Source organism: Helicobacter labetoulli, assembly GCF_003670275.1.
GTDB lineage: Bacteria > Campylobacterota > Campylobacteria > Campylobacterales > Helicobacteraceae > Helicobacter_C > Helicobacter_C labetoulli.
The window spans coordinates 1-21,301 of the sequence record NZ_QXJF01000014.1; the positions used below are offsets into that span (position 1 = coordinate 1).

The 21,301-nt window shown below is 39.1% G+C and carries 21 protein-coding genes and 1 pseudogene; all 22 read left to right on the forward strand.

Going from position 1 to position 21,301, the window contains the following annotated elements; genetic code table 11:
- Positions 1-86: 86 nt before the first annotated feature.
- Positions 87-2,309, forward strand: coding sequence for a formyltransferase family protein (locus tag EBF12_RS08065; protein ID WP_121727203.1), 2,223 nt, complete (start codon positions 87-89; stop codon positions 2,307-2,309).
- Positions 2,302-3,453 carry a methionyl-tRNA formyltransferase gene (locus EBF12_RS08070; RefSeq protein ID WP_244196464.1) on the forward strand — a complete coding sequence of 384 codons (1,152 nt, stop codon included), beginning with the start codon at positions 2,302-2,304 and terminating at the stop codon, positions 3,451-3,453. The genes EBF12_RS08065 and EBF12_RS08070 overlap by 8 nt, the downstream gene beginning before the upstream one ends.
- Positions 3,449-3,670, forward strand: a complete 222-nt coding sequence (locus tag EBF12_RS08075) for an acyl carrier protein (RefSeq protein WP_121727256.1) — start codon at positions 3,449-3,451, stop codon at positions 3,668-3,670. The genes EBF12_RS08070 and EBF12_RS08075 overlap by 5 nt, the downstream gene beginning before the upstream one ends.
- Positions 3,671-3,678: 8 nt before the next feature.
- A complete protein-coding gene (locus EBF12_RS08080; protein WP_121727204.1) occupies positions 3,679-4,092 on the forward strand; it encodes a VOC family protein in 414 nt (137 codons plus the stop codon).
- A 185-nt stretch (positions 4,093-4,277) separates the two neighbouring features.
- Positions 4,278-4,394 (forward strand): annotated as a pseudogene (locus tag EBF12_RS11935) (hypothetical protein); the annotation flags it as partial.
- Positions 4,395-4,396: 2 nt separating this feature from the next.
- Entirely contained in the window at positions 4,397-4,729 is a 333-nt protein-coding gene (locus tag EBF12_RS08090; RefSeq protein ID WP_121727206.1) for a MaoC/PaaZ C-terminal domain-containing protein, read from the forward strand.
- 4 nt (positions 4,730-4,733) lie between these two features.
- Positions 4,734-6,194: a Rossmann-fold NAD(P)-binding domain-containing protein gene (locus EBF12_RS08095; RefSeq protein ID WP_121727207.1), complete on the forward strand. Its 1,461-nt coding sequence runs from the start codon at positions 4,734-4,736 to the stop codon at positions 6,192-6,194.
- Complete coding sequence (locus EBF12_RS08100) at positions 6,195-8,084, forward strand: HAD-IIIC family phosphatase (protein ID WP_121727208.1); 1,890 nt, start codon at positions 6,195-6,197, stop codon at positions 8,082-8,084.
- Positions 8,081-8,725 (forward strand): acyltransferase, encoded by a 645-nt coding sequence (locus EBF12_RS08105; protein WP_121727209.1) that lies wholly within the window; start codon positions 8,081-8,083, stop codon positions 8,723-8,725. The genes EBF12_RS08100 and EBF12_RS08105 overlap by 4 nt, the downstream gene beginning before the upstream one ends.
- Positions 8,726-8,828: 103 nt before the next feature.
- Entirely contained in the window at positions 8,829-10,265 is a 1,437-nt protein-coding gene (locus EBF12_RS11460) for a 3-oxoacyl-[acyl-carrier-protein] synthase III C-terminal domain-containing protein (protein ID WP_208630965.1), read from the forward strand.
- Positions 10,258-11,142 (forward strand): hypothetical protein, encoded by an 885-nt coding sequence (locus tag EBF12_RS11465; RefSeq protein WP_208630973.1) that lies wholly within the window; start codon positions 10,258-10,260, stop codon positions 11,140-11,142. Before EBF12_RS11460 ends, EBF12_RS11465 begins: the two co-directional genes overlap by 8 nt.
- A complete protein-coding gene (locus tag EBF12_RS08125) occupies positions 11,139-11,369 on the forward strand; it encodes an acyl carrier protein (RefSeq protein WP_121727211.1) in 231 nt (76 codons plus the stop codon). The genes EBF12_RS11465 and EBF12_RS08125 overlap by 4 nt, the downstream gene beginning before the upstream one ends.
- A 17-nt stretch (positions 11,370-11,386) precedes the next feature.
- A complete protein-coding gene (locus tag EBF12_RS08130; protein WP_121727212.1) occupies positions 11,387-12,148 on the forward strand; it encodes an SDR family NAD(P)-dependent oxidoreductase in 762 nt (253 codons plus the stop codon).
- Complete coding sequence (locus EBF12_RS08135) at positions 12,148-12,762, forward strand: acyltransferase (RefSeq protein ID WP_121727213.1); 615 nt, start codon at positions 12,148-12,150, stop codon at positions 12,760-12,762. The genes EBF12_RS08130 and EBF12_RS08135 overlap by 1 nt, the downstream gene beginning before the upstream one ends.
- 17 nt (positions 12,763-12,779) lie before the next feature.
- The gene (locus tag EBF12_RS08140) at positions 12,780-13,928 is read left to right on the forward strand and encodes an FkbM family methyltransferase (protein WP_121727214.1); all 1,149 of its coding nucleotides are present in this window, start codon (positions 12,780-12,782) and stop codon (positions 13,926-13,928) included.
- Between the two features lie 56 nt (positions 13,929-13,984).
- Positions 13,985-14,992 carry an N-acetylneuraminate synthase gene (gene neuB, locus EBF12_RS08145; RefSeq protein WP_121727215.1) on the forward strand — a complete coding sequence of 336 codons (1,008 nt, stop codon included), beginning with the start codon at positions 13,985-13,987 and terminating at the stop codon, positions 14,990-14,992.
- 264 nt (positions 14,993-15,256) lie between these two features.
- Positions 15,257-16,735 carry a hypothetical protein gene (locus EBF12_RS08150; RefSeq protein ID WP_244196465.1) on the forward strand — a complete coding sequence of 493 codons (1,479 nt, stop codon included), beginning with the start codon at positions 15,257-15,259 and terminating at the stop codon, positions 16,733-16,735.
- A gap of 44 nt (positions 16,736-16,779) precedes the next feature.
- On the forward strand, positions 16,780-17,955 hold the full coding sequence (gene neuC / locus EBF12_RS08155; protein ID WP_121727217.1) for a UDP-N-acetylglucosamine 2-epimerase: 1,176 nt from the start codon (positions 16,780-16,782) through the stop codon (positions 17,953-17,955).
- Between the two features lie 58 nt (positions 17,956-18,013).
- On the forward strand, positions 18,014-19,009 hold the full coding sequence (locus EBF12_RS08160; protein WP_121727218.1) for a formyltransferase family protein: 996 nt from the start codon (positions 18,014-18,016) through the stop codon (positions 19,007-19,009).
- Between the two features lie 67 nt (positions 19,010-19,076).
- A complete protein-coding gene (locus EBF12_RS08165; RefSeq protein ID WP_121727219.1) occupies positions 19,077-19,373 on the forward strand; it encodes a hypothetical protein in 297 nt (98 codons plus the stop codon).
- Positions 19,366-20,286, forward strand: a complete 921-nt coding sequence (locus EBF12_RS08170; RefSeq protein WP_121727220.1) for an SDR family NAD(P)-dependent oxidoreductase — start codon at positions 19,366-19,368, stop codon at positions 20,284-20,286. The genes EBF12_RS08165 and EBF12_RS08170 overlap by 8 nt, the downstream gene beginning before the upstream one ends.
- Positions 20,279-21,301, forward strand: a 1,023-nt coding sequence (locus tag EBF12_RS08175) for an AMP-binding protein (protein WP_157979087.1), incomplete at its 3' end; no start/stop codon positions are given. The genes EBF12_RS08170 and EBF12_RS08175, both read left to right, overlap by 8 nt.

A 21,301-nucleotide genomic window follows, 5' to 3' on the forward strand; every position in this document is an offset into this window, starting at 1 on the left:
GCCAAACTAAAGCTTTTTTCACATAATATTCACTCTCTCATAACCCTACAATATTCAAAGAGCATTATCTCAAGGAGAAGTGCCTAATGTCTCTTTGCAATCTTACTCCCAATACTCATCAAAAATTTTTATTCGTCGGCAATCGCCTTGAAGTATTGCAAGCTATGCTTCAAACTTGCCACAATCTCACTATTTGTATGCAGTCTCAAACCTATGCCGCACGCACCTTGCAAACAAGCCTCTCTCCAAAACACAAAAAGCATTGTTATGAATTTTCATCAAAAAAAGAGCTTTTAGCCCTTGTGCAAAGCCTAGAATTTGATGTGCTAGTCTCCAATGGCTGCCCTTACATTCTGCCTATATCGCAGATTCAAAAGCCACATCAAATTTTTATTAACTGCCACCCATCTTTACTACCAAATCTCAAAGGCAACCACCCCATTAATGGAGCGATTTTGTTTCATCAACCAAGTGGGGCGACTTGCCATATAATGACTAATGAGATTGATTCTGGGGCGATTATCTCGCAAGTGCCTGTTTATAATGATGATAACATATCTCTACCACTGCTTTATCAAATGTGCTTTTTAGCCGAAAAAGAAGCCTTTCTCCTTGCTATGCAAAGGGATTTCAAGCCTGATGAAAACTTTTTATCTCATAGCACTCCACCCATTCCCTACTACACACGGGCAAATTCCCATTTAGAGCTTGACTTTTATACACAAAGCACCCAGCATATTATTGATACCATCAAAGCCTTTGCTATGCAGACACAAGGAGCATATCTCAAATGCAATTCTTCTGTGCGTTTCATAGATGCAAAGCTCATTTCCAATCCATTCCTTGAAAGAACATTTCAAGAATCTTGCCTTAATGATATACTGCTCTCTTTTGACAATCACATACTTTGCAAACGAGAAGAGGGCTTTTTGCAACTCACCCTAGCAAACAAAAGCAAGATTCCACAATCTCTAACAACAAAAAATGCTTGTGATATAAAATCCCAAACTTGCATTGCAGATTCACACACTTGCAACATCTCACATCACTGCAACCCACCGCAATCAAATGCAGAATCTAGCTTTACAAAGCACATAAGCATATTTAGCCAAGATTCTTATACAAAAGCCCTGTTAGAGCCGCTTTTGCATAACCAAAAGCAAATCTTTCACTTCTCATACACGCAAGGCAGTGATTTTTTCTCTAACACCGCCATCATAGAGCCAATACCCAACACACCCTACTTTGATATGAGCTCCCCCTATGGCTATGGTGGATATTTTAGCAACTCTAATGATACGAACTTTTTACACCAAGCCCTGCAAGCACAAGCACAAGAAGCAAGGAAAAGAAACATTATCGCTGAGTTTATCCGCTTTCACCCACATTTTAGCTCCACACCGCATTTTTGTGATTTGCTTGACTTTTTTGATGACACAAGAGAGATTATAGCTACAACTACGGACACACAAGCAAGATGGCAAAGCTATTCTTCAAGGCTTAGAGGCAAACTTAGAAAATCACTTCAAGCTCTCCAAGTAAGCCAAAGCTACGATACAGAGCTTTTCCACACGCTTTATACACAAACAATGAAACGCAACAATGCAGATGAATTTTATTTCTTTGATATAGCCTATTTTAAAGCCCTGCTCCAAATGCCCCAATGCGTAATGCTACAAGCTACATTTGAAGGCAAAATTGCCGCAATGGGAATCTTCTTATTTGATTCTCTGTGTGGATACTACCACTTAGGGGCAAATGCTGATATTTCACTTGATAAGAATCTTAATGCTATGGGAGCGTTGTTTGAGTGCTTTTTTGAACTTGCCAAGCAAAAGGGAGTGTCTCAATGTATCTTAGGCGGCGGCAGGGGGAATGATAAGCAAGATTCTCTTTTTGTTTTCAAAAAGCAGTTTGCCACATATATTTTACCTTTCACAATCGGCGGAAAAATCTATGACAAACAAGCCTATCAATCACTCAAAGCAAATACAGAATCTACAATATTCCTAGCCTATCGTGCAATCCAAGATTCACATAAAGTAGCAGATAGGGAAATTACACGGGGGGGGGGGCAATATGGATTTATATACCGATGCCACTTTGGATTCTTCTGCGGACTCCACTTTGGATTCAACCACAACCCCAAATTCAATTTTGGATTCAACACCACACTAGAGCCAAGATTCAAAGCAGTAGCAAAGGCAAAAGCCCTGCCCTATTTACGCAGTGCTTACACTCCTTTACTTATCCCTGTCATAGATTCGCAAGATTCAAACTTAAACCCCTTAAGGAAAGCCTATGCGTAGCCTAGCACCGCTCAAAATAGGCTATTTTGCCGATGGCATTTGGTCGCATAATGCCTTTAAAAAAATCATCGCACACAAAGATTTTCACATTTGCTTCATCACGCCACGATTTGATAGCACCGATGAGACGCTCAAACTCTTTGCCAAAACACATAACATACCTTACATTAAATCACAAAACATCAATTCGCCTGAGTTTTTAGCCCAAATAAAGCCTTTTGAATGCGATATTTTTGTCTCAATGAGCTTTAATCAAATCTTTAAAGAGCCGCTTATCTCTACCCCTAGACTTCATACCATTAACTGCCACGCTGGAAAATTGCCATTTTATCGTGGGCGGAATATCCTAAATTGGGCGTTAATCAATGATGAAAAGGAGTTTGGCATTAGTGTGCATTATGTGGATAGTGGGATTGACACGGGCGATTTGATTTTGCAACGCACTTATCCCATAAATGACAAAGATGACTACTCTACACTTTTACGCACAGCCCACACAGAGTGTGCGGAAGTATTATTTGATGCACTTTGTCTTTTGCAGAGCGGCAAAGCGGAGAGGATACCACAAAGACATATCCACGAGATTGGATTCTACTGCCCTGCTAGAGTGAAGGGCGATGAGTGGATTAACTGGCACAAGACTTCAAGGGAGATTTTTAACTTTATCCGTGCGTTAAATACCCCCGATTTAGGGGCTAAAACTCGCACAAACACACAAGAGCTACGCATTTTTAAAGCCCAAGAGATTAAAAATGCACCACATTATGTCGCCACACCCGGTTGCGTTGTAGGCGTGGAAAAAGCCTTGCAAAATCCGCTAGAATCTGCCACACAAGATTCTATAATGCACGATTCTATCACGGCAGAATCCGCCACGCAAAATGCTATGATACTGCCACATCTCATTGTCAAAACACTTGATTCCACGCTACGCATTACGCACTATCAATGTGCCAAAGCACTTAAAATCGGCGATAGGCTATTAGGTTATAATTTTAACGGGGGGGGGGGCAAAAACCTAATCTTATCATACCTCTTCCTCATATTCTTATATTCCATCATCTATTCAATCGTTTATTTATATCTTACTTTATTGCCACTCACTTTCAATCTTATTCCAAGGAGTTCCTATGTTAGAAATTAGTCAAAAAATCTATGAGATTCTAAGCAATGTGCTTGAAATTGAAGTCAATGAAAACACGCAAATCAGTATGCAAACTTGTGAAAAATGGACTTCACTCGCTCATATTGACATCATTATGAGTATTGAAGAGGAGCTTGGTATTGTTTTTGGGCAAGATGATTTACCAACGCTCACTTCACAAGATTCACTCATCAGCAAAGCCAAAGAATTGCTTTAAGGAATCTTATGGAGTCTAGCTTGTTTCATACGCAAAATCAGCTCACACAAATCGCCCAAGAAAGTAGCCTAACATTCCATCATATCGGCGTGGCGACTAAAAGCATAGAATCTGAAATGCCCTTTTTCAATGCATTAGGCTTTGTGTATGAAGCGGAGTTTAGCGATGAAAGACAAGGTGTTAGAGGTGTATTTTTAACCCCAAAAGCATATAGCAACACCGCCTTGCCAATCTGTCGCTTTGAGCTTTTAGAAAATCTCCCAAATAGCACGAGGCTTGATAATTATCTCAAAAATCATCACAAGCTTTATCATATTGCCTTTGCAAGTGCGAATATCCAAGCAGATGTAGATTTTATCCTTAATTCTACCTTAAGTGTGGATCCTACTTTGAAGCATAGCAGTGGGGGGGGGGCAAAATGAAAAATGATGTAATTTTGGATAGCACACAAAATACCAGCAATACAAATTCTACTGCGGAAGTATCTTTAGGCAATTTTGTGGGTTGTGAAGCTTTGTTTGCGAGAAGCTACCTAAGCGGTAGTGCCCAAGTAAAAAAAGCAAACCCCCGCAAAAGTGTTAAAGAGATGACGCAAAGTGTAAAAGCACGACTTGTTGTCCCCATTATGGAATCTACATTCTTTGCTAAACTCTGCTTCATTATGCTGCCAAACCGCCTTTTGCTTGAGCTTGTAGAATTAAAGCCATCTCAACAAATGGAGTAAAAATGCCAAAAATCACACAAACACAGCTACTTGATTTTGCCAATCTTAGCGGAGATTTTAACCCCGTGCATTTAGATGAAAACTTTGCGAAAAACTCTTATTTTGGAGAACAGATTCTCTATGGAATCTATCAAGTTTTTTATACACTTGAAGCACATTGTAAAAAATACCCAACACACATTCTACATTCTCTTAAAGCCACTTTTTTAGCCCCTGTTGGTGTGAAAAATCACTTTAGCTTAAAATCGCTAGATTCTAAGCTCTCGCACAATACGGGGGGGGGGGGGGCGAACCCACCTTGCTCAAAAAAGCTATGGTATTTTTGTCAAAGGTGAAATGATGAGTAAAATTGAAATTTTTTCTATGAAATCCGCAAAAATGGAAAAACAAAAGCTAGAATCTAGCCTAGAAAAATCACTAGATTCTGCCCTGCCAACAAACAAGAGAGATAAAAACACACAGCCCATTGATACACAATCGCTTGACTTTGATTTCTCTTTACTGCAAAAGCTCTTCCCACAATGTGCCAAAGGGTTAGATTCTAAGATTGTGGGGACATTACTTGCTAGCACAAATATTGTGGGAATGAAAACACCCGGACTTCATAGCATCTATTCAAGCCTAGAATTTAACTTTTGTGAGCATTCTAACAATTCGTCTTTGGGTATACAATGCGGCAGTGTTGTGGCTTTTGCGAAAGGCACGGACGCTAAGTCCGCTAACCTTTCACAAAACAAGCTCAGCGAAGTTTCTTTAGAAAAGCCACAAAGCTACCACAGCCACACCGCATTCGTGCGTAGCACTAATCCACACTTGCAAAATACTAGAATTGTGGATTCTACAAGCCCTGAATCTCACGCCGATTCCATACATCAAGTCTTCAGCAATTCTAAGATTGTGAGTGAAAAATGTGGGAACTCAGGAAAATCACAAGGGAGTTTATTAAACATAAATGACCGCCGTGATTTTTCGCAGCTCCCGCATTTATCGCCAAAACGAAGTTTCTTTAGAAAAGCTGAATTGCAAAACAACAAGCCATCAATGCTGTATTATACATATACCACCCACCCCCGCTTAAATATCACAACCATACGCACAATTACGCCATTTTCTGGCACAATAAAAGCTTTTAGTCGCCCCACACCGCTAGAAAATGAAAGCTTTAAAAGCATTTCACAATCCCACCCCACACTTATGAAGAACAAGCCATTTGCTACACAAAAAGCTCTTGTGATAGGGGCTGGAAGTGGATTTGGCAATGTATGTGTAAAAATGCTTTTGCTTGGAGGAGCAGAGGTTTTAGCTACGGCACACAGCAAAGACTTTGATGAATCGCATAAAAAATTGCAAACTCTACATTATGATACCACAAGTGCAAGCAAAGAGGCTTTACAACAATTTAGGGCTTTTAATCCAACTCATATTCATTACTTTGCCACACCTAAAATTCGCTCCACACACACGCTAGATAAAAAACTGCTTAATGAATTTTTATCATTTTATATTTTTGGACTACACGCCATTATAGAATCTTTAGAGACTTCAGCCCTTACTGGCATTTTTCAGCCATCAACTTGCTTTGTAGATGAACTTCCCCTTGATATGCAAGCCTACACAATTGCTAAGAGTGCATTAGAAACCTATATGCTTTTCCTTACAAAGCAATATCATTGCCACACCGCAACACCTAGAATACAAAAAAGTGCAACAAATCAAACGCTAAGCCTTATTCCACAGAATCTACAAAAGCCTTCAACTGCCCTGCTTGATGAGATTTTAAAATTTTCAAAAGGAATGTAAATGCAAATATTTAGCCCAAATCTTAAACGAAGTGAATTATTAGCTTTGAGTAAGAAGCTCAAAGCAGAATCCAACATTCAAAATACAAAAGAAAATAAAACTTTAGAAAGTAATAATTGCAGTGATTTTTCGCAGCTCCCGCATTTATCACAAGCAGATTCTAGCAACACCACAAACGCCACTGCGGAAGGATTTTTGAGTGATTTTAGTGGTTTTCAAGCAAAAGGCGAAGGGAGCTACCTAAAGGGTAATGACCGAGCCTTGAGCGAAGAATCCGCTAAAAGCACCAAAAAGCCAACGCAGAATAAAATCAATATAAGCATATATCGCAACCACGCTTTTGAACCCATAGAAAGTGTGATTACACCATTTTTACATTATGCAGGTTTTAGGGCAAATTTTACATATAGTGATTATGATGAAAGCTTAAGTTTCAACTCTCAAATAAGCACAGATTCTAATCTTTCCATTATTTTCCTAGACTTAGCACGATACAAGCTGAACGAAAAGGACTTTATAGCATTTTTACAAGAAAGGGCTAGTGCATTGCAAGATACGCTCAAAACACCGCTTCTTATTATGCTACTTGACTCAATACAGCTAGATTCTAAAACCATTAGCCAATCCTTACAGCCCCTTAGCATTTCTCAAATTTATACTTTCAGTTGTGATGAGCTTTTTACTTCCTATCTTTCACTCTCACATATAAACCCAACGCCAAACTTGCTTGATGAAAGCAAGGAGAGTATTACAGGCACAAGATTAAGTAATGCCGCCACACTCATACTAGCCCAGATTCTAGGCTTAAAGCTTCTTCCCTCTCTTTTGTTGCCAAACCTTAAAGCCATCGTGCTTGATTTAGACAACACGCTATATAATGGAGTCTTAGGCGAAGATGGTATAGAAAATATAAGGCTAACAGAAGAACACAAAGCATTACACAATGCAATCTTAGAGTTTAAAAAGCAAGGTTACCTTTTAGCCCTAGCCTCAAAAAATGAAGAGAGTGATGCAAAAAAGCTTTTTGAAACACGGACAGATTTTCCACTTAAATGGAGTGATTTTGATGCCATAGAAGTGCATTGGGATACTAAAGAGAAAAGCCTACAAAACATTGCCAAAGCCTTTAATATTGGGCTAGATTCTACGCTTTTTATAGATGATAATTTAGCTGAAATAGAATCTACAAAACACACGCAAGTAAAGCAAATCCACGCCCTCAACACACAAAGCACACTTTTTGCCCTCTTTTTATTCCCGCAGCTTACAAAGCTACGAGTAAGCACTGAAGATTCCCTGCGTTCTAATGATATAAAGGCAAATGCTGTGCGAGAGAGCTTGGAATCCCTAAACGATAAAGAGTATTTTAACAATCTTAAAATTGAGCTTGATTTCAGCATAAATTCTCAAAAAAACACACAAAGAATCTATGAGCTTATGAATAAGACAAATCAATTTATTGCCAACTACACACGCCCCACTCAAACACAAGTGCAAGAATGGCTAGATTCTAAAAATCATTGTGTGATAGACATTGCTATGCGTGATAGGCTGAGTGATAGCGGGATTATCGGCATTATTGTGGGAGAAAAACAAGATGGGCAGATTCATATTGTTGATATTGTTGTGAGTTGCCGTGCATTGGGCAGGAGATTAGAATCTATTATGCTTTTTAATGCTTTTGCTCTCATAGCACAATCCTTGCAAAACACGCAAAAAGAGGTGTTATTGTATTATCAAAAAGGTGAGCGAAACAAGCCATTTTTACAAACCTTGCAAAGCTTAATAGGGCTAGATTCACAACCCCTAGCCAAATCCCCCATACATATCCCATTGCAAATCCCCAATACAGAGGGTTTGCAAATCTTAATTTTAAAGGAGCAAAAATGAGTGAAGGCTTTATTAGTCCCATTATGAAAGCACAATATAATGAGGGATTTTACACGCGTAAGGAATTAGAATCTTTTGGTTTCAAGCATTTGGGACAAGATATTTTAATCTCCCGCAAGGCGGAGATATATGCACCACATAAAATAAGTATTGATTCTTGTGTGCGGATTGATGATTTTGCCATTTTAAGCGGAGCAATACATTTAGGAAGCTATATCCACATATCCGCACAAGCCACCATCACAGGAGGTAATGGTATAGATTCTAGTGTAACGCTAGGCGATTTTTGTTCCCTTTCACTTGGGAGTAAGATTTTGAGTATGAGTGATGATTTGGCAAGTGGCGTTTTGGTTAATTCCTGCGTAGATTCTGCTTTTCGCAATGTTAAACAAAGTCATATTGTCCTGCCAAAACACAATCACATAGCAGCTATGAGTCTTGTATTGCCTAATACCATTTTTGAAGAGGGGGCAAATCTAGGACCACAAAGCCTTGCGGGTGATACTACACTTAAAGCCTATGGATATTACTTTGGCGCACCAGCAAGACTTTTAAAAATACTTGATAAAAATAATCTCATCTCGTGTGAAAAAGCCTTTTTAAAATCTGCAAAGAGTGATATTTTACGGGGGGGGGGGTAAATACCCTTTTTATTTCAACCTTCAACACTCCCTTACAAAATCACGCCATACCCACGCTTCTTACTACTCCACACACAAGCCCTTGTGTGCTTAAGGGGGTAGCGTGAAAGCGACTTTTCATAACACAAGCATAAAAGGCATTTACACCATTGTGCCACCAAAGGTTATAGACATAGATTCTGAACTTGACACCATTTACAAAGGTGATAAAAAGGGCTTAGAGCGGATTAAAAAAGTCATAGGCTTACAAACTCGCCATATCGCTGAAAAGCACATTACCGCAAGTGATTTAGGACTGCAAGCGGCTACAAGACTTTTAGAATCTCTCAATGTGGAAAAAGAGAGCATTGATGCGCTTATTTTTGTAACGCAAAGCCCTGATTACTTTTGCCCAGCAAGTGCGTGCTATTTGCAAGGCAAACTCGGCTTAAGTCAATCCTGCCTTAGCTTTGATATAAATCAAGCCTGTGCGGGCTATCTCTATGGGCTATATGTAGCTCATAGTCTGTGCGATAGCGGTGGGGCAAATCGTGTGCTACTTATCGTTGGCGATACTTTAAGCAAGTTTGTTAATCCACTAGATTCTAATCTAGCACCGATGATGGGGGATGGGGTGAGTGCGACATTGCTAGAATGCAATAATTCATCTTTGGGTAATCATTGCCCTGATTTCACAAATTTTGAGAGAACCGCAGACCTTATGTCTAGCTCCCCCTCAAAATTTGTGAAAAACAGCACAAGCACTACCGCATTCGTGCGTAGCACTAGTCCATACCTGCAAAATACTAGAATTATAGATTCTAGCAACGCAGAATCTCAAGTGGATTCCAGCAAAAACACAAACACCCCTGCGGAAGTATTTTTGAGTGATTTTAGTGGTTTTCAAAGCAAAGGTGAAGGGAGTTACCTAAAGGGTAATGACCGAGCCTTGAGCGAAGATGCAGTTGCAAAGCAACAAATCCACACTTGCAAATCCGCTAAAAGCACCAAAAAGACAACGCAAAATAAGCATTATTTTGAGCTAGGTAGCGATGGCTCTAAATTCTACCAACTCATAATCCCAGAAGGTGCGTGTAGAATCCCAACAAAAAAGATTATCACAGATTCTAAGGTATGGCAGACAAGTGAGAGCCGAACTCTTAAAAACTTATATATGGACGGCGCGGAGATTTTTAGCTTTGCGGTTTCTACCTACCCAAAGACATTTCAGGGCATTATAGATTACGCACAATGTGATAAAGACAGAATTGACTACTTCTTCTTTCATCAAGCAAACAAATACATTGTGGATAATATCACGCGAAGTTTAGGGTTGCCAAAAGAGAAAGTGCCAAATAGCACAACAAACAAATACGGCAATCTTAGCGGCTGTTCAATCCCAGCGACAATATGCGACACTCTCTCCCCACTAGCAAGTGAAGGGCTAGATTCTCCTTTAAGGGTGCATTTAGCCGGATTTGGTGCGGGACTAGCGTGGGGCAATGCGGTGGTAACGCTAGATAAAGGCTTTAAATGCCAAAAGGTTGGAATCTATGAGTAATTGTATTGTCTTTTTTGCAAGTTTGAACCGATGCGGCACACAAGTGCCATTTTTAGCGACAGATTCTTCATTGCAACACAGGGCTAGTGCGTCTCATTGGCTTACCTTGCATAACCCCAAACATTCACTCACAATCTTAGAATGCCAAGATTCTAGCGATATGGATTCTAGCAACGCAGAATCTCAAGTAGATTCTACACACCAAGAGTCTCACAAAATAGATTCTACCCCTTGTCATACTGAGCCTTTAGGCGAAGTATCTCACATAGAATCTAAAAGAGATTTTTCGCCTTTTTTAAAGGCTCGCACGAGCAAAGCTCTTGCCCACACTTGCAAATATGACAAAAACTTAGAATCTCAAGTAGAATCTACCCCTTGTCATACTGAGCTTTGCGAAGTATCTCACATAGAATCCAAAAGAGATTTTTCGCCTTTTTTAAAGGCTCGCACGAGCAAAGCTCTTGCCCACACTTGCAAATATGACAAAAACTTAGAATCTCAAGTAGAATCTACCCCTTGTCATACTGAGCTTTGCGAAGTATCTCACATAGAATCCAAAAGAGATTTTTCGCCTTTTTTAAAGGCTCGCACGAGCAAAGCTCTTGCCCACACTTGCAAATATGACAAAAGCTTAGAATCTCAAGTAGAATCTAACACCAACCACACTGCTGCAAAAGTATCTTTAAAAGAGATACTGCGAATTTCAAGCAATTCTAAGATTGTGAGTGAAAAATGGGGATTGCAAGAAAAATCTCAAGGGAGTTACCTAAGCGGTAATGACTGCAGGGATTTTTCGCCGCTCCCGCATTTCTCACCACTTCTGCATTTTTTGCCACAAGCTGAATTGCAAAATTTTACTATAAAGGATACACAATGACACAACAAGAGTTTTTAACACACATAGCCGATGCGATACAAAGAGATGAGCCGCTAACGCCAGATATGCCCTTAGATTCTATTGAGGAATACGATAGCCTAGCCATTGTCTCACTTATTGCACTTTTTGAGGGCTTATTTGCTATGCAGGTAAGTGGCGATGCTCTGCATAATTGCAAAAATGTAAGCGATATAATCGCCCTAGCCAAAGACAAGCTACAAAATTAAGCTTTAAGGGATTAAAGATGTTTAAACAAGATTGTTTTAGCAACAAACGCTTTTTAATCACAGGGGCTAGTAGTGGCATAGGTGCAGCGATTGCGTATGAGCTAAATGCACTTGGCGCAGAAGTCATAGCCTTGGCAAGAGATAGTAAAAAGTTAGAATCTCAAAGGGATTTAGCCTTGCATAAAGAGCGGTTTATCCCTATCTCAAAGGATATTGGCGAGTTTTCTGGGCTTGACAAGTGGGCTTTGAATCTCGCCAAAGAATATGGCAGCTTTGATGGGGCTGTGCTATCTGCTGGTCTCCAGCAGATAGCACCGATTTCATCGGTGCTATCTGTGGAATCCGCCATAGCCATTTTTAATGTCAATTATTTTGGAAACTTACAGATTCTAAAAGGCTTACTTGATAAAAGGGCAAAAACTCTTAGCGGTGCGTCTTTTGTGTGGATTAGCTCAAATGCAAGTGTGAAAGCACAAAAGGGCTTATCTAACTATTCTGCGACAAAAGCAGGGGTGAATGCAGCGGTAAAATCAATCGCGCTAGAAATCGCCCCAAAATATCGCATAAACGCCATTAGCCCGGGTTTTGTGAAAACGGAGATGATAGAATCTTGGAGTAAAATCTATGATAAAGAGTATATTGAAGCTATGGATAAAGCCTATCCGCTAGGCATAGGGGAAGTGGGCGATATTACGCCACTTGTATGCTTTTTACTGAGCGAATCTAGCCGATGGATAACAGGGCAGAATATCATCATTGATGGCGGCGGGAGTTTGTAATGCAAGTAGATACAATCAATACACTTATGCACTCTCAACACAATGATGGGTATTATACAGGCTTTGAGCTTCAAGCAATGGGTTTTAAATCTCTAGGGCAAAATGTCCTCATATCTCGCAAGGCACAAATCTACGCTCCACACAAAATATCTTTAGGTAGTCATATCCGTATTGATGATTTTGTGATTCTAAGTGGAGCTATCAATCTTGGGAATTTTATACATTTGGGAGCATTTTCAAGTATCACTGGGGGCGATGGGGTAGAATCTAGCGTGAGTTTTGGGGATTTTTGCGGTATGAGTAGTTATAGTAAAATTTTTGCTACAACTGATGATTTTGCTGGAGGCTATCTCGTGGGACCCTGTGTGCCTCTTGCTTTGCGAAATGTTAAAGGCTCTCATATTGTCTTAGAAAAGCATTGTCATATTGGAAGCCACTCCCTTGTGCTTCCAAAAAGTTATTTTTCTATTGGTGCATCTTTAGGACCTATGAGTCTCAATATGGGTAGAAAACTTAAGCCTTGGAGTTACTATTTTGGTAACCCTGCTAAAAAAATCTATACCATAGATTCTTGCAAGATTCTTGAAAAAGAAGCTCAAATGCTTCAATCTTAATTTTTAAAGGAGATTTTATGTTATCAATTCCACAATCTAGTCCATTTAGGACAATACAGGACACAAAAACCTATCCTGATTCGTATGTTGTCTTAGAACAGCTCAAGAAAATTAATAAAGATATTTACATCTTTGGGGGCATAAGAGGTGGTATGTCTCTTGGCTCTATGGTAAGGGATTTTTGCGATAGAAATAGTGTAGAGATAAAAGGGCATATTGTTAATAAAGCTTTTAAAAATCTCACTCATTTTAGAGGCAAAGAAGTGTTTGCTCTTGAAGAATGGGACACATCAAAAGATGTAGCTATCATCATAGGTATGGCTGATGTTAAGGCAAAAGCAAAAATGCTTAAAAACTTGGGATTCTATAATCTTTTTTTTATCAATACATTCCGCGATGTGAGCTATCTCAAAGGCTGTACTAAGGGCTTTGCAGAGTATTTTAACTCTCATCTTTGTGAATTTGAATCTACCTATTATCTTTTAGCCGATAATCTAAGTCGTGAAGTGATGAAAGGCTATTTACAAGATAGAATCTACAACAATTATGACACACTCACTTCCACGCAAGATTCTAATGCGTTTTTTAGCGATGTTTTGGGGCTTGGCGTAAATGAGGTGATGATTGATTGTGGAGCTTATGATGGTGATACTTGCCTTGCTTTTGCAAAAGCCGTGCCAAACTACTCACATATTTTTGCACTTGAGCCAGATACGCATATCCTAAAAAAATTAAAGGACAATACCGCCTCCCTGCGATGTAGCATAATCCCAAAGGGTGCATATCACAAGCAGGAGATTCTCTATTTTAGCGAGGAAGATTCGGGCACTTCACACGCTACTTCAAATGGAAACATCAAAATAGAATGCGATAGTATAGATAATCTTTTAAGCAGAGAGAGAGAGAGAGAGAGAGAACAGAGCCGATTTAAGAATCCTATAAGTTTTATCAAAATGGATATTGAAGGTGGAGAACTAAAGGCATTAGAAGGGGCAAAATGCACTATTAAAACTTACAAACCAAAACTCGCCATCTGTGCCTATCACAGAAAGGAAGATTTAATCACACTGCCACAATACATTCTCTCACTTTATCCAAAATATAAGATTTTTCTAAGAAATCGTAATCCAGTGGGGGAAGATACAATTCTTTTATGTGTGCCGTAATGCCTTAAGATTCTTGTGCTATAATCGCCGACTTAAATTACTCATAAAGGAACACTATGTCAAAAGTATTGATTATCGCGGAAGCTGGGGTAAATCACAATGGCGATATAAATCTTGCTAAAAAGCTTATAGATGTCGCTGCTGAATCTGGAGCAGATATTGTGAAGTTTCAAACTGCAAAGGCTGAAAATGTCGTCAGTCGCTTTGCCAAAAAATGTGAATATCAAATAGAAAATACAGGCAATGGCACAGAATCTCAGCTAGAGATGATACAAAAACTCGTGCTTGATGATAGTGCGTGGCCTATTCTCATAGACTACTGCAAACAAAAAAATATTGAGTTTCTCTCCACACCATTTGATATTGAGAGTGTTGGGCTACTCCATAATCTTGGGTTAAGGATTTTCAAAATCCCAAGTGGAGAAATTACCAACCTCCCCTATTTACGCGAGATAGGCAAACTCAACCAACAAGTCATACTCTCCACAGGTATGGCAAATCTAGGCGAGATAGAATCTGCTATTGAAGTGCTTGTAGATTCTGGCACAAAGCGGGAGAATATTACCTTGCTGCAATGCAATACAGAATACCCCACGCCCTTTGCCGATGTGAATCTTAAAGCAATGAAAAGTCTTAAAAAAGCTTTCCGTCTTCCTGTGGGCTATTCTGATCACACGCCGGGTATCGCCATACCTTTAGCGGCTGTGGGTATGGGAGCAAAGGTTATTGAAAAACATTTTACACTTGATAAAAATATGGAAGGACCCGACCATAAGGCAAGTTTAGAACCACACGAGCTTAAGGCAATGGTGCAAGGCATACGCGAGATAGAACTCGCTCTAGGTAATGGTATCAAAAGGACAAGCCAAAGTGAAGCCAAAAATAAACCCATCGCTAGAAAATCAATCGTGGCAAATTGTGCGATTAAAAAAGGTGAGATTCTAAGTAAAAGTAATCTCTATACCAAACGCCCAGCAGGTGGAATCTCCCCTATGGAATGGGATAAGGTCATTGGCACAAAGGCAGTCCGCGACTTTGAACCTGATGAAATGATAGAGCTATAAGGAGCATAACAATGAATACAAGTAACAATTTAACGGGGGGGGGGGCATAAGCAAAATGCCCCTACCTTTTCAAAACACTGCACACAATCACTTGAAATTTTAGAATCTATCCCCGATTCTACACAAAGCACTTGTCCCACACAAAAACAAGCAAATCCACAATCTCAACAAACAAATAGGTTTTTAAGCCATCTTATACCTAATGGCAAAATAAAACACGATTGGCTTTTGCTTTTTGTTATCTACACATTTGCTTTTGGACTTATGCTCTTAAATGCAAAGGGCTATTATTGGGACGATTGGGGATTGATTGGTGATTTTAGCTTTGATTATATGAATCAACAATTTTTGCAAAATGGCAATGTATGGTATGGTTACTTTGAATGGATTTTTATCTCACTTCAGCCCTATGGAATAATGCTTTTTAGATTCTTCACATTCTTTAGCTTTTTTGTGTGTGGGCTATGTGTATATCACATTGCAAAATCTCTTAATATTCTAAAAACCTATGAACTCTTTTTTATTGTGGTGTTTTTTCTTTTACTTCCTTTTAATACAATCTCACGCAACGCCCTGATAAACGCCCCATACACATTATGCTATCTGCTTTTCTTTTTAGCTTTTTTCCTTGTAAGCGTCAAATCAACACAACATATCTTAAGCAGAATCTTAACACTCGCCCTATTTTTCATCTCCTTTACGATGAACTCTTTGCTTATCTTTTATATCCTGCCTTTTGTGTATATGCTCTACACGCACAAAGGCTATACATCTTTTAAATCTTTGTGGCTTTGGATTATAAGACATTTTGATTTTCTTATTTTGCCCATTGTGTTTTATGCCATAAAAATTATTTTCTTTAAGCCCTATGGCTTGTATGAGGGCTATAATGCGGTAAGTGCAAGTGGATTTTTTAAAGCCTTTATCAAAGTGCCAATCTTTTCTTTTTTGCATTTATTACACACAAGCTTTCTCTTCCTTGGTAGCTTATGTGTCATAGCACTCATTTTTGGAGCTTTTATTTTCATATATCGCTTAAGACACAAACTCTTGGTAAAACGCGATATATTGGGAGTTGGGCTTGGCTTTATCATTATGTGGGCAGGTATGTTTAGCTATGTGGTTGTATTCAAATACTCAGCCTTTGGCAATCTAGAAGATAGATTTAGTATTTTAGAATCTTTGGGGGCTGGGATTATTATTATATTCCTCATCAATATGCTTACAAAAAATACAAGCTATAAGATGTGGATTCTCAGCTGCCTTACCCTTTGCTCTTTGCATTACAATATCATCTCACAACAAAGAGTGTTTCTTGCATACCTTAAACAAGTCTCCGTATTTGAACAGCTTATGCAAAATCCTATCTTTCTTTCCTACGACACTTTTAGAATCTATGGTGATGTGAATAAGAGCATTGGTGATGAGAGTTTCTATCAACTTAATGGAATCTATGCAAAGCTTTCAGGCAAGAGTGATAAATTTATAAGCCTTGATGAACAAGGCACACAGGAAATGATGTTATATTGCAAGGCAGTTCCCACCTACAACTGCTGGGAATATAATGGCAATATAAACACTTATGCTAAGATTCACATTACTGATAAAAGAGGTGAATTTAAAAATATATACAACTTCTTGGCTGATATGCGTCTTTATTTACTTGATATTTTTAGTCAAGATTCTTTTAAAAAGAAAGCATTGTCTCGCTATGAAGTAGTAGTCCTCCCGCCAGAGTCTTAAGCTTTTTACTGGTATAATCACGCATACCACACACAAGGACTTCTATGCGTAAAACTCGGCGTAAAATCTGTATCATCACCGGCACTCGTGCAGAATGGGGCTTACTCGCTCCATTGGCACATAAGATTCACAATGACCCAAACCTTGAGCTTCAAATCATCGCCACAGGAATGCACCTTAGCACAGAGTTTGGACTGACTTACCGCGATATTACCTTGCCTATAAATAAGAAATGTGAGATTCTCCTAAGCTCTGATACGCCCATTGGACTTTGTAAGGCTATGGGACTAGCTCAAATCTCTATCTGTGAGGCGTATGATGAACTTAAGCCTGATATTATTGTTGTCTTAGGAGATAGATATGAGATTTTTGCTTGTGTGGCAAGTGCGATGATATGTCGCATACCTGTGGCACATTTGCACGGAGGCGAGGCGACAGAAGGGCTTATTGATGAGGCTATTAGGCATAGCATTACAAAAATGAGCCATCTTCACTTTGTCGCTACAGAGCCTTATAAAAAGCGTGTGATTCAGCTAGGTGAAGATCCATCGCGTGTGTTTAATGTTGGGGGATTTGGGATTGATACTATTATCTCTCTTAATTTTTTAGATAAGCCAAGCCTAGAATCTTCGCTCAATTTCAAACTAAGAGAGAAAAATTTTCTTATCACTTTTCACCCCGTAACACTTGAAAACGCCACCGCACAAGAGCAGTTTGGAGAGTTGCTTAATGCTTTAGAATCTCTTGCTACAAGTTATAATATGGGCTATATTTTCACAAAGGCAAATGCCGATACTGATGGACGCATTATTAATGATATGATTGATGAGTTTGTCCGCACTCATAGTAATGCCATAGCTTTCACTTCAATGGGGCAGTTGCGATATTTAAGTGCAATGCGTTTTGTTGATGCGGTGGTAGGCAATAGCTCAAGCGGTCTAGGTGAAGCACCAAGCTTCAAAGTCGCTACAATCAATATTGGCGATAGGCAAAAGGGGCGGATTAAAGCGGATTCTGTGATTGATTGTAAGCCAAAGCATAATGAGATTTTGCAAAGTTGTCAATACGCTATGAGCGGGGAGTTTCAAGCTATTTTGAAAAATGTTAAAAATCCTTATGGTGAGGGCGGGGCTAGTCAAAAAACTCTTGAGATTCTAAAAAGTTATCCACTTGAAGGGCTTTTGAAAAAGTCATTCTACGATATAAATATTCAAATCTAGTAGCAAAAAATCAATGACTTGTGCTACAATGCCAAAATTTTAAAAAAGGGAAAAAACATTGAGAGTATTTTTCATAGGTTGCGTTGAGTTTTCATACACATCGCTCCACACACTCATCACACACTTTCATATTCAAAATAAGCTTAAAATCGTAGGTGTGGCGACAAAGGAGCATTCTACATTTAATGCTGATTTTTGCAATCTCGCTCCATTATGCGAAGAATCTCACATTCCTTTCATATACACAAAAGATATTAACTCCCCTGCCACGCTTGATTTTATTCATTCTTGTAAGCCTGATGTTATCTACTGCTTTGGTTGGAGCTCACTTATCAAAAAAGAGTTGCTAGACTCCTACCCTATCATCGGCTATCACCCAGCCGCCTTGCCACATAATCGCGGACGCCACCCTATCATTTGGGCTTTAGCCCTTGGATTGACACAAAGTGCAAGCACATTTTTCCTTATGGAAGAGGGAGCAGATAGTGGGGCTATCATCTCACAAGAGCCTTTTAAGATTGCTTTTGAAGACAATGCCAAAAGCCTTTGCCAAAGAGTAGAATCTATCGCACAAACTCAAATTTGCAACTTCACCGCCGAGATTCTCGCCGCGTTGGAAAAATACCGCGTAGAGAATAAATCTCAATCTAATAGCGAAGTTTCTTCTCATTTAGCTGGGGGGGGGGCAATACACGATTCTATTCTTGCTCATATTCTTTTTGCAATGGCAACGCCACAAAATCAATCTATTGCCAATCTTTGGCGGAAACGAGGTGTGCGTGATGGTGTGATTGATTTTAGAATGAGTGCGGTTGGGATTTATAACCTTATCCGTGCGTTAAGTCAGCCTTATGTTGGAGCGGAAGTAGTTTATAATGGCAAACATTATAAGGTATGGGAAGCAAAGATTGTTAAGGTGGATTTGCCTAATATAGAATCTGGCAAGGTTTTGAGAGTGGATTCACAAGGGGTGCTTATCAAAGCCTATGATGATGCGATTTTACTCACACAATGTGAGTTTGATACCTTGCCAAAGGAGGGCGACTACTTCTAACTCTTTAACTCCCATTACTTTTTGCTCCTATTTTTTAGCTTTACATTAGTTTATAAGGGAGCAAAAAATGCAAACACAAATCCAATCATTAATCTATAAAACTCTCCAATCTCTAGCAGATGAGCTAGAAAATGAGAATCTAAAAAATCCAACACTTGAAACAAAAATCTATGGGATTGAGGGTAATTTAGATTCTCTAGCCCTTGTAAGCTTTATTGCCGACTTAGAGGAAATGTTAGCAGATGGACTCAATCTTAATCTTATCCTAGCTGATGAAAAGACAATGAGCGGAAGAAACTCGCCTTTTAAAGATGTCGCTACCCTAAGTGCCTATATCCTAGAAAAAAGTCAAAGCAATGCCTAGAGTCATACTTATCACAGGGACACGCAAGGGCATAGGCAGGGATTTAAGCGAGTATTACTTAAATAAAGGCGATATTGTGTGTGGCTGTTCGCGGACACAAAGCAATTTAGAGCATAAAAATTACAGACATTTCACCCTTGATGTGAGCGATGAAAATGCGGTTGTAAATATGGTAAGGGCTGTGAAAAAGGAATTTGGCACAATTGATGTATTGCTAAATAATGCCGGAATTGCTTCTATGAATCATATCCTTACTACACCACTAAAAACTATGCAAAATATCTTTAACACAAATGTGTTTGGTAGCTTTCTTTTCTTACGAGAAGTCTCAAAGGTTATGGTGCAAAATTATAAAAAGCGTATAAAGGATTTAGAATCTAAGGGGCTAGATTCTAAAAATAATGCGAAAAATGCCATTGCGGAAGCGGTTTGTGATGATTTTAGTGGTTTTACTAAAGAAAGCATAGCTTTTGGAGCGAAAGGTGAAGGGAGTTTATTAAACATAAATGACCGAGCCTTGAGCGAACAATCCGCTAAAAGCACCAAAAAGCCGACGCAAACAACGCAAATGCCCTACCGTATCGTAAATTTCGCCACAGTCGCCACCCCCTTACGCCTAGAGGGAGAAGCCGCCTATGCCGCTTCAAAAGCCGCACTAGTCAATCTCACACAAGTGTGTGCTAAGGAACTAAGCGAGTTTGGCATTACCATAAATGCCGTTGGTCCCACACCTGTGCCAACGGATTTAATCAAAAATGTCCCTAAAGCAAAGATGGACGCCCTTTTAAATCAACAAGCCATCAAACGATTTGGTGAGTTTAGAGATGTGCTAAATGCCATTGAGTTTTTCTTAGATGAAAAAAGTGATTTTATCACCGCACAAGTCATTTATCTTGGAGGCGTAAATGCGTAGTGATTCTTATAATTTCACGCACCCATTCTTACGCAAGATTGAGAGTTTTAAGCAAGATTCTATATGTCTTATTGCACAAGATCAAAGCCACACTTATGGGGAGCTTTTAGATTCTACACGCAATGCCCTAAATTTACTCAATAGCATAAAGGCAAATAGTGTCATTGGCATTATCGGTGATTATGATTTAAAGACTTTAGCCTTTTTCCTAGCGTGTGTAGAAAAGGGCTTTATTGTTACGCCTCTATCTGCTTCACTTATCCCAAAAGATTCCATATTCTCTCCTATGCTTCAATCTTATATCAAAGAGGGGCAAATAGACTATCTTTTCTATAACAACACCTTGCATTCTACGCGTAGCATAGACAAAAAACACAGCATTATCGCTTCCTTGCAGGCAAATCACACAAGCGGATTAATCCTTTTTTCAAGCGGCAGCACAGGCAAACCCAAAGCCATAGTGCATAATCTAAACACCTTGCTTCAAGGTTTTTTAGAGAAAAAGCCAAAGCGTATAAATATCTTATTATTCCTTATGTTTGATCATATAGGTGGGCTAAATACGCTTTTTAATGTGCTAAGTCTTGGGGCGTGTGGCATTACTCTAAAAAATCGCAAAGATATGCAAGAGATTGCAAAAAGTATTCAAGATTACAAAATCGCCCTTTTACCCGCTAGTCCTAGTTTGCTTCATCTCTTTTTGCTTTCAAACCCAACGCAGCTTTATGATTTAAGCTCACTAAGGCTTATTACCTATGGCACAGAAAAAATGTCAGATTCTCTTTTAGCAAAGCTTAAAAACGCTTTTCCAAAAGTGCGATTTCATCAAACATTTGGAGCAAGTGAGATAGGTATCACGCAGACTACAACAAAGGATAATTTTATCCACCTTGATAATATGGAATATAAGATTGTAAATAATGAGCTTTTTATCAAATCCCACACAAACGCACTAGGCTATCTTAATAGTGATAATAGTGTGTTTGATAATGAAGGCTACTTTGCTACTGGAGAT

What these genes read in the sequence shown, in the direction of transcription:
- EBF12_RS08065 (WP_121727203.1), top strand. Translation starts at nt 87, where the DNA reads ATGTCTCTTTGCAATCTTACTCCCAATACTCATCAAAAATTTTTATTC.
- EBF12_RS08070 (WP_244196464.1), top strand. Translation starts at nt 2,302, where the DNA reads ATGCGTAGCCTAGCACCGCTCAAAATAGGCTATTTTGCCGATGGCATT.
- EBF12_RS08080 (WP_121727204.1), top strand. Translation starts at nt 3,679, where the DNA reads ATGGAGTCTAGCTTGTTTCATACGCAAAATCAGCTCACACAAATCGCC.
- EBF12_RS08090 (WP_121727206.1), top strand. Translation starts at nt 4,397, where the DNA reads ATGCCAAAAATCACACAAACACAGCTACTTGATTTTGCCAATCTTAGC.
- EBF12_RS08095 (WP_121727207.1), top strand. Translation starts at nt 4,734, where the DNA reads ATGAGTAAAATTGAAATTTTTTCTATGAAATCCGCAAAAATGGAAAAA.
- EBF12_RS08100 (WP_121727208.1), top strand. Translation starts at nt 6,195, where the DNA reads ATGCAAATATTTAGCCCAAATCTTAAACGAAGTGAATTATTAGCTTTG.
- EBF12_RS08105 (WP_121727209.1), top strand. Translation starts at nt 8,081, where the DNA reads ATGAGTGAAGGCTTTATTAGTCCCATTATGAAAGCACAATATAATGAG.
- EBF12_RS11465 (WP_208630973.1), top strand. Translation starts at nt 10,258, where the DNA reads ATGAGTAATTGTATTGTCTTTTTTGCAAGTTTGAACCGATGCGGCACA.
- EBF12_RS08125 (WP_121727211.1), top strand. Translation starts at nt 11,139, where the DNA reads ATGACACAACAAGAGTTTTTAACACACATAGCCGATGCGATACAAAGA.
- EBF12_RS08130 (WP_121727212.1), top strand. Translation starts at nt 11,387, where the DNA reads ATGTTTAAACAAGATTGTTTTAGCAACAAACGCTTTTTAATCACAGGG.
- EBF12_RS08135 (WP_121727213.1), top strand. Translation starts at nt 12,148, where the DNA reads ATGCAAGTAGATACAATCAATACACTTATGCACTCTCAACACAATGAT.
- EBF12_RS08140 (WP_121727214.1), top strand. Translation starts at nt 12,780, where the DNA reads ATGTTATCAATTCCACAATCTAGTCCATTTAGGACAATACAGGACACA.
- neuB (WP_121727215.1), top strand. Translation starts at nt 13,985, where the DNA reads ATGTCAAAAGTATTGATTATCGCGGAAGCTGGGGTAAATCACAATGGC.
- EBF12_RS08150 (WP_244196465.1), top strand. Translation starts at nt 15,257, where the DNA reads ATGCTCTTAAATGCAAAGGGCTATTATTGGGACGATTGGGGATTGATT.
- neuC (WP_121727217.1), top strand. Translation starts at nt 16,780, where the DNA reads ATGCGTAAAACTCGGCGTAAAATCTGTATCATCACCGGCACTCGTGCA.
- EBF12_RS08165 (WP_121727219.1), top strand. Translation starts at nt 19,077, where the DNA reads ATGCAAACACAAATCCAATCATTAATCTATAAAACTCTCCAATCTCTA.
- EBF12_RS08170 (WP_121727220.1), top strand. Translation starts at nt 19,366, where the DNA reads ATGCCTAGAGTCATACTTATCACAGGGACACGCAAGGGCATAGGCAGG.